Below are 13,464 nucleotides of genomic sequence, written 5' to 3' on the forward strand. Positions count from 1 at the left end.
AATCTAATGGAATCGCAACTTTAAAGTCAGTCCACTCGTCATTTTGCCCCAAAACCTAGGCAAGTAATGATGAACTGTTAAGTTTGGGCCTGAATTAAAGATTTAGCAGCGTCTAGAGTATCGGCTTCTGCTACGGGTTTATCGTGTCGCCAGCGCAGAATACGAGGGAAGCGGACAGCGATGCCAGATTTATGCCGCTTGGATTCAGTAATACCTTCAAAGCCAATTTCAAATACATGAGTTGCTTTGACCGATTGGACAGGGCCGAATCGCTCGATTGTGTGGCGACGAATCCATTTATCGAGCTGGTTGATTTCGTCATTATCGAGTCCAGAATAAGCTTTGGCGAACGGAACAAGTTCTCCGTCATGCCAAAGGGCAAATGTGTAGTCTGTAAACAGATTAGCGCGCTTGCCTGTGCCCGCTTGGGCATAAATCAATACGGCATCAAGGGTCATGGGGTCAACTTTGTATTTCCACCAATAGCCGCGCTTACGACCGACTAGATAGGGGCTGTCTTGGGCTTTGAGCATCAGTCCTTCGGCTTGTTCATTGCGCGATCGCAATCTCAAATCTTCCAAATCAGCAAATGACTGGAATTTGAGTGGTAAAGATTGAGTCAATAGATTAGAGTCAGCTTCTTGTAAAAGATTGGCGAGATGGGATTTGCGATCGCGCAGTGATAGTTCCCGAATATCTTGTCCTTTATGCTCCAGCAAATCGTAAGCAATGAAGTGCGCTGGGTATTCCGCCATTAGCTTTTTGGATACCCGTTTGCGGCCCAAGCGCTTTTGTAGGGCGTTGAAGTTCATGGGCTGACCATCTTGCCAGCACAGAATTTCGCCATCGAGGACGTAACCGTTAGGAATGGCCGATAGTGCGTAATCGGCTAGTTCCGGAAACTGATGGGTAATTAAATCTTCTCCCCGTGACCAGATGAAGACCTGATCGTTGCGCCGAATAATTTGGGCGCGGATGCCGTCCCATTTCCATTCTGCTAACCAGTTGGAGAAATGTTCCTCTGCTTGGAATTGTTCTGGTTCAATCTGAGATGCTAGAAAGAACGGGTAGGGTTGGCTCGGAGCCGTTTCAATCTTATCGGGACTGATGAGTTGCTCAAAAAACTCAACGGTTGGCTCAAAGTTGCCCATCAGGCGGTGGGTGAGGACGGCAGATGGCAGATCGTATTCAGCTGCTAGTGCTCGGATTAGTAGCTTGCTGGATACTCCCACTCGAAAGGCTCCCGTCAGCAGTTTGTTGAGAACAAAGACTTCAAACGGTTCTAGTGCGGCCCACCAGGACAGGACGAGTGCGCGGATTTCTTCGTCTGTCTCCATCTGTTTGACTTGAGGAATTATCGATTCCATCCATTCATGCAGCGGCAGATCAAGCGCGTCTTGTTTCTCCAGTGGCGTATCTTGTAGGAGCAGCGCAATGGTTTCGGCAGTGTCACCTACGTGGCGATAGCAGTCGTCAAACAGCCAATCGGGAATTTGGGCGACCGATAAGTAAATATCTTGCAGCACACGAGAGGTAATCAGCCGTCGTCGGGTTTTGCCCAGAAATAAATAGATTGCCCAAACCGCGTTTGCTGGGGATTCATCGCGAAAATAGGCTTGCAGGGCGGCAATTTTGGCATTGGTGGATGTCGTCGCGTCGATTTGCTGGAATAGTTGAGCGAATCGTTTCATGTTGAATTAGTCAGTGGGAGGGAGTAGGGGGAGAAAGGGAGTAGGGGAGAAAGGGAGCAGGGAAGAGAGGGTTGGATTGTTTCTTTTACTGTAGACAATGATTTGGGGAGGTGTCGGGATTGGTGTTTCGTCGTCTCAACAGCATCAAATCAGTACTCTAAATCGCAGAGCGCCTGCAACAATGGGAAGGTCGCCAAGGATTCTGAGAATTTTGCTGAATACGTTTGGGTTACTGCCACTTGAACTGAAACAGTGGCTAGAGCAAATTGAAATTGTCTCCAGCTCTATTGCTGAACGGCTTGACCAGGTTTTATTTTTCAGTGTCGGTGGCATGCCGCTGATTATTCTATGGATTGTTGGGGCGGCTGTCTTCTTTACGCTGAGACTCGGATTTATCAATTTGCGAGCGTTTGGTCATGCGATCGCAGTTTTACGGGGACAGTATGACGATCCGGACGATGAAGGTGAGGTTTCGCACTTTCAGGCGTTAGCTACGGCATTATCCGCGACTGTTGGATTGGGCAATATTGCCGGAGTTGCGATCGCGATTTCTCTAGGTGGGCCGGGTGCTGTGGTGTGGATGACGCTGGGCGGGTTCCTGGGCATGAGCAGCAAGTTTGTTGAATGCACGCTGGCTCAGCAGTATCGCCAGGTGCGGCCTGATGGCACCGTAGCTGGTGGCCCGATGTATTACCTGTCTGAAGGATTAGCAAAGCAAGGGTTTCCGCGCGTCGGTAAAGTGTTAGCCGGAATCTTTGCGCTGCTAGCTGTGGGCGGTGGTTTTGGCGGTGGAAATTTATTTCAAGCGAATCAGTCCTACAGCGTGATTGCTCGTGTCATGCCTACTCTGCCGGATTGGGGCTACGGTTTAGGGTTAACGCTGCTTACTGCACTGGTGATCTTGGGCGGGATTACCCGCATTGGTCGAGTGGCGGCAGCACTAATTCCGGCTCTGTGCGCGGTATATGCGATCGCAGCTCTATGGGTACTGATCGTCAACGTCACAGCAATTCCGGCTGCTGTGGCTACGATTATTCACGGCGCATTTTCACCAACAGCGGTCGAGGGGGGAGCCATTGGCGTGATGGTGCAAGGATTACGTTGGTCAGTATTTTCCAACGGGGCGGGTACAGGATCGGCTGCGATCGCGCATGCGGCAGCTCGGACGAAAGAGCCTGTACGAGAAGGCATTGTTGCCATGCTAGAGCCGTTTATCGATACCGTTGTGATCTGCAACATGACGGCACTGGTGATTATTACGACGGGTGCCTATGCTTCACCAGCAGCGGCTAATTTAGAAGGTGCAGAACTGACGGCGGCAGCATTTGGCAGTGTGATTAGCTGGTTTCCCAGCGTACTTGCGATCGCGGTTTTCTTTTTCGCTTTCTCCACCATTATGTCCTGGGGCTACTACGGCGAACAGGCGTGGGTCTATCTATTTTGCGATCGCGGCATTCCGATTTACAAAATGCTCTTTCTAATCACAGTTTTTCTCGGAGCTACCAGTACGGCTGGTGCCGCCATCATGATTGGCAATAGTCTAACGTTGGCTATGGCTGTGCCCAACTTATTGGGTGGCTATTGGTTGCTGAGTCAAATTATGGTCAGCCTAAATGACTATACGAGTCGTCATCACAAAGGAGCAACACAAGCTATTCGACCTTTAGCTCAACCTAAACATGACGCAAAATAGTTCAACGTGATGAGCTGAAATAGCCTATTTGTTCTATGAATTTTCTTTGTGCTGTTTCATGATCCGTGCAGCCTGTCTTGTCCAAGCCAGAGTATAGCTATTGTTAAATCGTTCATGTAGAAGCTTGATCTGAAACCAGTACTTTCTGGCTAAAAGATACTGAATTTCTGACGGGATTTCTTGCTCGTTTTTGTGAGATGCATTAACCTTTGCCTTTAAATCATCATAATGCTGATATTTTTCGAAGTTGACACCAAGAAAACGAAAAATATCAACAATAAAATTTCCAGGCCGATAGATGACATCTTCATAAAATCCAATAAAAATTTGCTCTTTTGGAAAAAGCTGTTCCCACTTTTCCAAAATCTGTAAATAGTTACCTCGCATGGATTGGGTTGGGCCGTTAATTAATCCTTTGACCTTTTCTAAATCATTAATGCCCTGAAAGCGTTTTTGTAGAGCCTCGTAGCAGATATAAGACCAGGCCCGATCCATCGGATTGCGCAGAATCAGAATGATTTTGATATTTGGGAAAAGTTCCTTGATGTGGACAATATCATCATTGTCTAGTATTGAATATGCAGGTGTGATATCTCCTTTGATTTTGTCTTTTCCGGGCTTGAAGAGAGATTGATACCAGTTATCATCAACTTGCCCAAATAAATATTTGGAAAACCATTTGATTGTACCCCAATCCTTATTAGATAGAGCTTCAGGCATGGTTTCAGTTAAATGCCTTTGCAGAATCCGCCGAAATTTTATGTTGTGATGATCTTTGTTGAACGCCCGGCTGAAAAAGTATTTTTCTGACAAATAGCTGGGTGAGTGGTATTTGGGAGAACGGTCAAAATAGTGGAGTTCTTTAACAGGAGGAAGCCAGATGTCAGGATGTTTGCGTAAGTTTGACCATAACCAAGTTGATGCACCTCGCTGGACACCAATTCCTAAGAAATCTACTGTGATTTGAGCCATCGTAAGCTAGATTCTGACCGTTATTTACTCATTATTTCAACCTGTATTATACGGACTTCTGTCCCCCTACTCACAATCTTCGCGTCGGGCCTCAATTCTTGCCCTTAATTCCTCTGTGATTCCCAACTTTGCGGTTCGATACAACCGCTCAAACTCTCGCTCATAATGTGCTGCTACGGTGGGGCTGCCAATGACGATCAAGTTTTCATCGTTACTTTGATTGGCCGCATCGCTAAAATTTTGGGAACCAATGACTACCGTTTTCCCATCTACTATGCCAAATTTGTGGTGCAGCACATCCCCCGGTGCTAGTGTTGGCACTCCCACTGTTGAAATCGGGGTAATCCAAGGCCGATTGTCCTCCTCATACTTACAGCGATTATTTGGCATCGCTGTTCCCAGCATGTCCAGCGCTTCGCTATAGTCTCGATAAGCAAATCCGGGTTCAATCAGCGCTCGTACTTCAACCCCCTGCCGCGATCGCATTTCCAATTCATCAGCAATGGCCTGATCTGAAAACACAAACAGCGCCAAATCAATCTGATCTTGTCCTGACCGGAACGATCGCGCGATTAAACCATTCACGCTTTCTTGCCAGTCGCGGCTTGATGATGTGGGCGAAAACTGCACATCCACCGTTGTTCCGTTAGGCAAAGTCACCCGCCGTGCTGGTCGAAATGGCTTTTGTAAACCAAAAAGACTGTCCGCCTCTCCGCCTGGGCCATCACCCCAGAGATAGGCAAACTCCTGTGTAAAGATCTGCGCCACTTCTGTGCTGTTAATGACTACAATACTATTGGCGTTGCCCAAGCTAGCGGCGGAGTCAGGGTCGCCGTGCGTGCCGCTAGTTGTAAAATTCGTCGATCCCGTCAGCACTGTTTTACCATCCACAATGATAATTTTGTGGTGCATTAGGTCGCTGCCCTTAGAGCCGTCTGCCGTGTCATCAATTAGCGGCACATTGGCATCTCGCAGAATGCGCAGGGCATCGAATTCACTGCTTTCCTGCTCGCTCACCTGGCCGTCCTGATTTTGATCTGCCAGTAGAACAAATTCTTCATACTTGTTGCGATCGCGATCGGTCAAATCAGCCAAATCCGCCTCGGTGACATCACTCCAGGCGCGACTGTAGTCATGCTCAATCACGACTCGTACCCGCACACCAGCTCGATGCTTATCCCGCAGCGCCTGTGCCACGCGAGGAAGCCTTATTTCCTGAATGGCGATATCGACAGACGTTTCCGCCTGATTGATCGTGTCAACAATTACCTGTTCCAGGTCGTCGCCAAAGCGCGTCTTGCCGCGATAGGGTTCTGTGTAGACATTGGCCTCGGACTGGTTGAAATACACCTGCACATAGGGATCTTGCGGCAGCGGTTCCACCAGAGGGGCCAGTGTCGCCGCCTCTGGAGCCTGTCGCCAGAGCATTGCTCCCCCAATTAGCGCTGCTACTGCAACCGCTGGTACTCCTGCCCGCACCGCATACTGACGAACCTGATTCATAGCTAGACCCTGATGTGTAAAGGCTTTAGGTTAAACGTCTCGCTATATGTCAAGTTGCGATCGCAGTTTTAACCTGATGCTTGTATACCCAATTTCCTCTACAGAATCTCTAACGGTTTCGCCTCGCCGTAAACCTGCTGATAGTAATCCTGATACTTCGCTGATAGCAGCGGCTGCCACCAGTCTGGATGATCCAAATACCACTGGATTGTGCGACTGATCCCCTCCGCCAGCGTTACCGTCGGCTGCCAGCCCAATTCTGTCTGAATCTTGCGGCTGTCGATGGCATAGCGGCGATCATGCCCAGGACGATCCTTAACGAACGTGATTAGCGATCGCACGGGTTGCACGGGTAGCTCATCAGCCAATTCCGTCATGCGATCGCACAGTAGTTCCACCAAATCGATATTCTTCACCTCACTATTGCCGCCCACCGCATAGGTTTCGCCGATGCGACCCTGATGAATCACCCGATCAATGGCGCGGCAGTGGTCTTCCACATAGAGCCAGTCGCGCACGTTCTGTCCATCCCCATACACGGGCAGCGGCTTGCCCAGCAGCATATTGATGCACATCAGCGGAATCAGCTTTTCTGGAAAGTGGTACGGCCCATAGTTATTGGAGCAGTTAGTCATCAGCGTCGGCAGGCCGTAGGTGTGATGATAGGCCCGTACCAGATGATCGCTGCCCGCTTTCGAGGCCGAGTAGGGACTGTTGGGTGCGTAGGGCGTCGTTTCGGAAAAGGGTGGATCGGTGGGACTCAAACTGCCGTAGACTTCGTCTGTGGAAACGTGATGAAAGCGATAGCGATCCGGCTGGTTCGCGTTCAACCAGTGCTGGCGAAACGCCTCCAGCAGCGTAAACGTGCCGACTACGTTAGTTTGAATAAACGCGCTTGGCCCCAAAATGGAGCGATCGACATGGGATTCGGCAGCAAAATGAACCAGGGTATCGATTTGTTCGGTTTCTAGGAGGGAATTGAGGAGAGTGCGATCGCAGATATCTCCCTGCACGAAACGAAACTGCGGCAGGGTTTCCAATTCGGCTAAGTTAGCGCGATTGCCTGCATAGGTCAGCGCATCCAACACCACCAGTTGATCCGTGGGATACTGTTGCTGCCAATAATGCACAAAGTTGGAGCCAATAAACCCGGCTCCCCCCGTAACCAAAACCCGTCGCTGTTGCCTACTCATGCTGTTGCTCATGCTCTTCTACGATTTCAGTTGAGATGTTGTGTTGGGGGTTTCACACCCAACACAACATCTCAATCTTTAAGGACTAACCCATGATCTACTTTGTCACGGTTAATTACTACTCCACCGAACTGATTAAACAACTGCTGGCGTCGCTGCGGGTGACAGCGGATGATCGGTGCCAAGTGGTGATTGTCAATAACTCACCGGATGATCGCTCGGTGGATGGCTTGGCGGAACCGGGTTGGGTGACGGTGCTAACGGCAGAGCGGAATCTGGGGTTTGGCGGTGGCTGCAATCTGGGTATGCAGTATGTGTACGAACAAGATCCGCAGGCCGTGATCTGGCTGATTAACCCCGATGCGGAACTGGTGTCGGATGCGGTGGCCTATGTGCGGCAGTGCTTGGCGGCGGAACCGGACATCGCCATTTTGGGCACGCGCATTCAGGATCTCAACGGTCGCCTCTGGTTTAGTCGCGGCACATTTAATCCCTGGCTCGGCACGCTGAAGCATCGATTTGAAGATGTAGACACGGCAGCGCAACCCCCGGTAACGGAGGAGACGGAATGGGTATCGGGCTGCAGCATGATTTTCAATTTGGCGGCGTTTGAAGACTGTCCGCTGTTTGATCGGCAATATTTTCTGGACTACGAAGACGCGGAAATCAGCTACCGCTATCTGCGACAAGGCAAACGGGTGCGGTTAACGCGAGCGGTGCTGGTGCATCATCAGGTGTCAGCAATCACAGGCCGCAATATTAGCTTCAAGTTTCGCCACGCTACGTTTAGCAAGCTCTATTTTCTGCACCAGCATGGAACACCGCTAGCGCTGGGCTTGAATTTGGTCTACACGCTGGGGAAGGTATTGTTACGCTTACCAAGTCAACCGCAGATTGCGCAGGGACGCTGGCAGGGTCTACTGGAGTTTTTGAACCGTTGGCGACAAGGATTTCCATAGAGATCTCGTTATAATTCCTCTATACTCCTCACTCTCAACAGATTTGTATGACTCCTCGACAGATTGAAGAACGCTCTGAACAGCTTGAAGCACGAGTTGCGACTTTGGAGGCAGAGTTAGCGCAACTTAAGCACATGCTGTCTGGGGTGTTGCAAAAACAAGTTCCTTGGTGGCTAAAGGTTGCAGGTAGTTTTGAGGATGATCCAACCTTTGATGAGGCGGTTCGGCTTGGTCAAGAGTGGCGTCAGTCGGCTGAGTGAGTGACCAGATCACGTAATGTATATCCTTGATACCGACCATCTCAGCCTGATTCAGCGCAATGGACGAGATGGAAAGCAAATCTTGGCAAGGCTCGCAGCGATTGAAAATCCTGAAGTTGCTGTCACAATCATTACCTACGAAGAGCAAATCAGGGGTCGGCTTAACTTTTTATCTAGGGCGAAAACGCTGGATGAGCAAGTCTTGGGTTATCGAGGATTACAGCAACTTGCAATAGACTATCAATCGGTTGTAATTATCCCTTTTGATCGTGCAGCCGTTTTGGAACATCAACGCTTACGAAAAGCCTATCCTCGGCTTGGAAATATGGATTTAAAAATTGCGGCGATCGCATTAATCAATAACGCAACTTTACTTACTCGTAACGCATCAGATTTTGGGCAAATCGAAGGCTTGCAAGTAGAAGATTGGACGAAAGCAAATCCCCTAACCTCGAAAGCAAATCCCCTAACCTAAAGAACTGGCCAACGTTTCGGCGTACCTACTAAGCTGATCAGTCCGGTTTTATTTTTGGAAGCCGTCGCCGACCTCTTTGAAACAGGTCTGGACTCCCCCAGTACACGCCCAATGAAATCCCTTCCATCAGTTCTGGCAGATTGGAGAGTGCTCACGCGGGAACCCAAACCACGCGAAAACCAACATTGTTGTTGATGTTGTCGCGCGAATTATGATTCCGATTCGCCGAACGGCAGTTATCAGGATTGTTGATCCACGAACCGCCGCGCAGTTTAGCTGCCTGCCTCAACATCAGGTCTCAACGGGTGAGAATTCTGACGCATCGCTACTTTAGCGCCGTTTGGGCTAAATGCATAAAATCGCCAAAAAATTTTACGCGCTTCGCGCAGTAGAGGAAAAAAGGGAAAAGATTAAGAAGTGTAAAGGGTAAAAGGGCAAGAGGGAAAAGGGGAATCCTCACGCGGGAACCCAAACCACGCGAAAACCAACATTGAAGTCGATGACGTCGCGCGAAAAACGATACCGACTCGCCGAACGGGTATGTCAAATAGATTGTGTCAAAGGTAAAAACTCAAGTTGGAAAGCGATCGCTGAATTCAATCGCGAAGCGGTTGAGAGCGGGTTTCCAGTCGCGAATGGGCATGGTCCACTTTTTGGCAATATTTTGAATTGCCAAGTAGATAACTTTTAGGGCAGATTCATCGGTTGGAAAAGCTCGGTGGTTTTTAATCACCTTTCTAAGAGTCATATTCATCGATTCAATCGCATTGGTCGTATAGATTGCTTTACGAATCTCCGGTGAAAAAGCAAAGAAGGGAATAATCCGCTGCCAATGATGAAGCCAAGACCTGCTAATGGTTGGATATTGCTGGTCCCACTGCTCGGCAAACTCAACTAAGCGCTGCTCTGCTTCAGTCTCAGTGCTGGCCGTGTAAATCAGCTTGAGGTCTGCTGCAACCGCCTTACGGTCTTTGTAGGACACATAGCGGAGTGAATTTCGTACCATGTGAACAATGCACAACTGCACCTGGGTTTGAGCAAAGACCGCTTCAATGGCATCGGGAAAGCCAGTGAGGCCATCACAGCAAGCGATGAAGATGTCTTTGAGACCCCTATTTTGCAGCTCTGTGAGCACTTGAAGCCAAAATTTGGCAGACTCGTTCTGGGTCATCCACATCCCCAAGAGTTCTTTGGTGCCAGACAAGTTAACCCCAAGCGCCAAGTGAATCGCTTTGTTGATCACCCGCCCGTCTTGTCTGACTTTGACCACGATGGCATCAAAATAGACGATGGGATAAACCGGGTCGAGCGCGCGATTTTGCCAAATTTTACGCTCCGTTTCAACCGCATCCGTGACGTTCGAGATCAGCCCGGCTGAGACCTCAACGCCATACAGGTCTTGCAGTTGAGCCTGAATGTCACGGGTACTCATGCCCCTGGCATAGAGGGACAAGATCTTGTCATCAAAGCCCTCGAAGCGGGTCTGCCCCTTCTTGACGATGATGGGTTCAAACTCACTGTTGCGGTCACGGGGAACATTGATTTGAGCTTCTCCAAACTCCCCTTTGATGGTCTTCTTGCTGTGGCCGTTGCGGCGGTTACGAGTTGGCTTGACGTCGCTTTCAGGCTCCGCCTGTTGCTCGTCCAGATGGGTTTTCATTTCCGCATTCAAGCAGCGTTCCACCAAAGCCGCCGTGAGCTGCTTAAGAATCCCTCCATCCCCCAGCAGGTCTTCGGGATTCTGATAGCCTTTAAGCAATTCATCCAGGAGTTCAGGTCGAAAAGTCATAGTACGAGTCTCTTAGGTTCAATAGTTCATTAGATCTCATCTCTGACCTTTGACACAATCTAATTTACAATCCCCGCCGAACGGCAGAAATCAGGATAGCTGATCCACGAACCGCCGCGCAGTACCCGGCTATCCTGCTCTCCGCCTGCCATCCATGCCGATCCATCGGTTGGAGCACCTTCGTAATTACTATGCCAAACGTCTTGGCACCACTCATAAACGTTCCCGTGCATGTCGTATAGACCAAAGACATTAGCCGGAAAACTACCAACATCTGTTGTTTGCGCTCGGCTGGTTCCTTTTGGGCCAGAACCATAGGTATAGTTGCCGTTGTAATTGGCTAAATCCGTTGTAATTGTTGCACCAAAGTGAAAGGGAGTAGTCGTGCCAGCCCGACAGGCATATTCCCACTCTGCTTCGCTGGGTAAGCGATACGTACGACCCGTATGCTTAGACAACACTTCACAAAACTTTGTCGCATCATCCCAAGAAACTATCTCGACTGGTCGATTCGCTCCATTCTCAGAAAAACTACTGGGATTCTCGCCCATCACAGCCCGATACTGGGCTTGAGTAACTTGAAACTGCCCCATAAAAAACGTTGGCACCGTTACTTCATGCTGTGGCCCTTCAGCATCACTACGACCTGCTTCAGAATCTGGCGAACCCATCAAAAATGACCCACCTGGAATTTGCATCATCACCAGTTCAATTTCGTTGCCTAAACTTTCAACAAAATAGCTAGCTGATTTCGTTTGGCGATCATTAATTTCTCCTGCGTCGTTGACTGTCACCACCTCAAAGTCTTTGGTTGGCAAATTCTCCAAATCAACTGCCACAGGTTCAAGTGGTTCAGATAAGTATATCCATGATGTAAGTGTTTGAAATACTGGTCGTACTGAAGCAAATACAACCAAACCTCCTCCACCCCATCCCGCCCAAGTCAACAGCTTGCGACGGTTAATCTGATTTTCGGTCTGAGATACAGACTTTGGTTTAAGTGGCTGAGCTTGAGAAGGTTTTGGTATTGATTTCGGCTGTGTCAGCGTCGGCTGTGGCTCTGTTCTTAATGCAGATATCAGTTCTGGACTAAGGGTTGGTGCTGGCTCTGACGATGCTGCTGCTGTTCGATTTGATGGCGAAGATGGCGCTGGCTTCGGTGCCGAAATTGGAATCCGGGCATGAATCCGGTCTACATCCTCATCCCGTAAGTTCAATAACCGCTGCAAGTCCCGCAACTCCTGTCGAGTTCGTTCTGGTAAACCAGAGTAATATTCAACTGCCTCTCGATAGGCTGCTTCATACTCTCGCAAATGATTACGCCGTGTCCGCAGCGGTCGCAATTCTGCATTAAGAATCTCCTCTGCTCGCTTTAAATCAATGCTGTAACTCAATGCGAGATTTTTTAGATATCGCTTGCCTACTGGCGTAATTTCTGCGGCTTCAGCATCAATGTAGCGTGCAATTGCTTTACGAAGTTTTAGCTCTGGATTGCCAATCACCACCTTCGCCAGCGTAATCCTTTCACCCTGCCGAGCGTTAAAGATGGTCGGACTCATGGTAGGTGCTGCTGTCTGCACCTTTGCCTGCACATAGTTGTGCAAATCTCTCACATAAACGTAGTCTTTACCCTCCTGCGCCGCTGCTCCCGTCTTCAACCCTTCCACCAAATAGCGGGTATACACCGACAGCGGTTCTCCCTCCTGCTCCAGCGCATAATTCCGTGCCGTCGCTGCCGTCAGCACCACCCAACCTTCACCCCCCAGATCCGCCTCCACATCCACACTGCCATCGTCCATCGTCAGAAAACCCTCCGCAAACGCCGCCCCAAAGCAGCAGTCCAGGATAATTACCTTGCGCTGGGCATAGCAATTGCGAAAAATACCTTGTACAAACGATCCAGGAACAGCAGTGCCCGCATTTACTCGATTGCCAATAAACGTCGTATCCGCCGTCGTCAGGTAAAAATCCCCGCCCATATCCTTGATGCCGTGCCCCGTGAAATAGAGCAACACCAAATCATCCTTGCTCACACTGGGATACGTAAAAAACTCACCCATGCGTCGCTGGAATGTGCCCAAGTCTGGATTAATCAGCGACTCCACTTGATCAAATCCACCAATTTTGGGATTCCGCAGAATTGCCTCTAGCTCTGCTACTCCGTTTTCCGGGCACTGCAACGCTGGAAACTTTTCATTATTGCCCTGACAACGACCCACCCCTACTAGCAACGCAACCTTCTTGCCCATGCTTCCCCGCTAGTCCTCCGCCAGTTCCTTTGCAGCAGCCACTAGCTTATCCAGCGTCGCCTCCAAATCATCCGGGCGCAGATTCTTCACCGTCACTTCTTTCTCGCCCGACTTAATCGTGAACTCAATCGGCTTTCCCGGTAAACGCTCCTGCACTTCCTTGCCAATCTGCTTCAGGCCATCAACCGTTATTTGTGCCGTCAAAATACTCCACAACCAAGCCGCCCCCATGCCACCATCCGGCACATCCGGATCAGCCACTCGATCCACCTGTTCCACGCCATCTAACACTGAAAGATCTTGAAGCAACGCTTCCGTTTGTCGCTCTTGCAGATTCTCCGGCATATCTAATTCTGCTTGCCGCCAATCAATGGTGAGAGTAACCGTTTTTGCCATTTCTATTGATTTTGCTCTTAATGTGGCTTATTCCCATATTTTGGCGACACAGTCCAGTTTCCGCCACTCATAGCCACTAAATTTCAAGGTAGGCATAGAGCAAAATGTGATGGGTTGATCTGGCTTTATCACTTTTGGTGTGAAAGGCGATCTACTGACTCACCTTTTACTATACAAATATTCCCTACAGTGGATTACCGTCACGGTACTGACCGCGCAACAAGTGGCAAAACCTCATGCCCAAGAACTCAGCTTAGGACTGCGAATTAAATAGCCTGTAAATC

Annotated in this window: 12 protein-coding genes; 4 read left to right on the forward strand and 8 right to left on the reverse strand. The window is 49.4% G+C overall.

What is annotated here, in order from left to right; all coding sequences use genetic code 11:
* Positions 1-77: 77 nt before the first annotated feature.
* On the reverse strand, positions 78-1,691 hold the full coding sequence (locus tag AC286M_RS14550) for an ATP-dependent DNA ligase (RefSeq protein WP_488205073.1): 1,614 nt from the start codon (positions 1,689-1,691) through the stop codon (positions 78-80).
* A gap of 211 nt (positions 1,692-1,902) precedes the next feature.
* Here AC286M_RS14550 and AC286M_RS14555 point away from each other — a divergent pair, with 211 nt between their 5' ends.
* On the forward strand, positions 1,903-3,384 hold the full coding sequence (locus tag AC286M_RS14555; protein WP_488205074.1) for an alanine/glycine:cation symporter family protein: 1,482 nt from the start codon (positions 1,903-1,905) through the stop codon (positions 3,382-3,384).
* A 33-nt stretch (positions 3,385-3,417) separates the two neighbouring features.
* Here the strand turns inward: AC286M_RS14555 and AC286M_RS14560 are convergent, their stop codons facing one another.
* The 3 genes from AC286M_RS14560 to rfbB all read right to left on the reverse strand — a co-directional run bounded on the left by AC286M_RS14560 (position 3,418) and on the right by rfbB (position 7,052).
* On the reverse strand, positions 3,418-4,356 hold the full coding sequence (locus tag AC286M_RS14560; protein ID WP_488205075.1) for a sulfotransferase: 939 nt from the start codon (positions 4,354-4,356) through the stop codon (positions 3,418-3,420).
* Positions 4,357-4,422: 66 nt separating this feature from the next.
* Complete coding sequence (locus tag AC286M_RS14565; RefSeq protein ID WP_488205076.1) at positions 4,423-5,859, reverse strand: phospholipase D-like domain-containing protein; 1,437 nt, start codon at positions 5,857-5,859, stop codon at positions 4,423-4,425.
* Positions 5,860-5,957: 98 nt separating this feature from the next.
* Positions 5,958-7,052 (reverse strand): dTDP-glucose 4,6-dehydratase, encoded by a 1,095-nt coding sequence (rfbB, locus tag AC286M_RS14570; RefSeq protein WP_488205077.1) that lies wholly within the window; start codon positions 7,050-7,052, stop codon positions 5,958-5,960.
* A 92-nt stretch (positions 7,053-7,144) separates the two neighbouring features.
* Between rfbB and AC286M_RS14575 the strand changes: the two genes are divergently transcribed.
* The 3 genes from AC286M_RS14575 to AC286M_RS14585 are packed head-to-tail and all read left to right on the forward strand — an operon-like array spanning position 7,145 to position 8,746.
* Positions 7,145-8,011, forward strand: coding sequence for a glycosyltransferase (locus AC286M_RS14575; RefSeq protein ID WP_488205078.1), 867 nt, complete (start codon positions 7,145-7,147; stop codon positions 8,009-8,011).
* A 47-nt stretch (positions 8,012-8,058) separates the two neighbouring features.
* Positions 8,059-8,271 carry a hypothetical protein gene (locus AC286M_RS14580; RefSeq protein ID WP_488205079.1) on the forward strand — a complete coding sequence of 71 codons (213 nt, stop codon included), beginning with the start codon at positions 8,059-8,061 and terminating at the stop codon, positions 8,269-8,271.
* 16 nt (positions 8,272-8,287) lie between these two features.
* Entirely contained in the window at positions 8,288-8,746 is a 459-nt protein-coding gene (locus AC286M_RS14585; RefSeq protein ID WP_488205080.1) for a type II toxin-antitoxin system VapC family toxin, read from the forward strand.
* 151 nt (positions 8,747-8,897) lie between these two features.
* Here AC286M_RS14585 and AC286M_RS14590 read toward each other — a convergent pair whose 3' ends face one another.
* The 4 genes from AC286M_RS14590 to AC286M_RS14605 all read right to left on the reverse strand — a co-directional run bounded on the left by AC286M_RS14590 (position 8,898) and on the right by AC286M_RS14605 (position 13,180).
* Positions 8,898-9,038 carry an SUMF1/EgtB/PvdO family nonheme iron enzyme gene (locus tag AC286M_RS14590; protein WP_488205081.1) on the reverse strand — a complete coding sequence of 47 codons (141 nt, stop codon included), beginning with the start codon at positions 9,036-9,038 and terminating at the stop codon, positions 8,898-8,900.
* Positions 9,039-9,317: 279 nt separating this feature from the next.
* Positions 9,318-10,535, reverse strand: coding sequence for an IS256 family transposase (locus AC286M_RS14595; RefSeq protein ID WP_488202914.1), 1,218 nt, complete (start codon positions 10,533-10,535; stop codon positions 9,318-9,320).
* Positions 10,536-10,594: 59 nt separating this feature from the next.
* A complete protein-coding gene (locus AC286M_RS14600) occupies positions 10,595-12,784 on the reverse strand; it encodes an SUMF1/EgtB/PvdO family nonheme iron enzyme (protein ID WP_488205082.1) in 2,190 nt (729 codons plus the stop codon).
* A 9-nt stretch (positions 12,785-12,793) separates the two neighbouring features.
* Entirely contained in the window at positions 12,794-13,180 is a 387-nt protein-coding gene (locus AC286M_RS14605; protein WP_488205083.1) for a hypothetical protein, read from the reverse strand.
* Positions 13,181-13,464: the final 284 nt, after the last annotated feature.

Source organism: Thainema salinarum CENA647 (assembly GCF_057732415.1).

Excerpts from the sequence above, each read along its gene's own strand:
- AC286M_RS14550 (WP_488205073.1), bottom strand. The coding sequence starts at position 1,691 with ATGAAACGATTCGCTCAACTATTCCAGCAAATCGACGCGACGACATCC.
- AC286M_RS14560 (WP_488205075.1), bottom strand. The coding sequence starts at position 4,356 with ATGGCTCAAATCACAGTAGATTTCTTAGGAATTGGTGTCCAGCGAGGT.
- AC286M_RS14565 (WP_488205076.1), bottom strand. The coding sequence starts at position 5,859 with ATGAATCAGGTTCGTCAGTATGCGGTGCGGGCAGGAGTACCAGCGGTT.
- rfbB (WP_488205077.1), bottom strand. The coding sequence starts at position 7,052 with ATGAGTAGGCAACAGCGACGGGTTTTGGTTACGGGGGGAGCCGGGTTT.
- AC286M_RS14575 (WP_488205078.1), top strand. The coding sequence starts at position 7,145 with ATGATCTACTTTGTCACGGTTAATTACTACTCCACCGAACTGATTAAA.
- AC286M_RS14580 (WP_488205079.1), top strand. The coding sequence starts at position 8,059 with ATGACTCCTCGACAGATTGAAGAACGCTCTGAACAGCTTGAAGCACGA.
- AC286M_RS14585 (WP_488205080.1), top strand. The coding sequence starts at position 8,288 with ATGTATATCCTTGATACCGACCATCTCAGCCTGATTCAGCGCAATGGA.
- AC286M_RS14590 (WP_488205081.1), bottom strand. The coding sequence starts at position 9,038 with ATGTTGAGGCAGGCAGCTAAACTGCGCGGCGGTTCGTGGATCAACAAT.
- AC286M_RS14595 (WP_488202914.1), bottom strand. The coding sequence starts at position 10,535 with ATGACTTTTCGACCTGAACTCCTGGATGAATTGCTTAAAGGCTATCAG.
- AC286M_RS14600 (WP_488205082.1), bottom strand. The coding sequence starts at position 12,784 with ATGGGCAAGAAGGTTGCGTTGCTAGTAGGGGTGGGTCGTTGTCAGGGC.
- AC286M_RS14605 (WP_488205083.1), bottom strand. The coding sequence starts at position 13,180 with ATGGCAAAAACGGTTACTCTCACCATTGATTGGCGGCAAGCAGAATTA.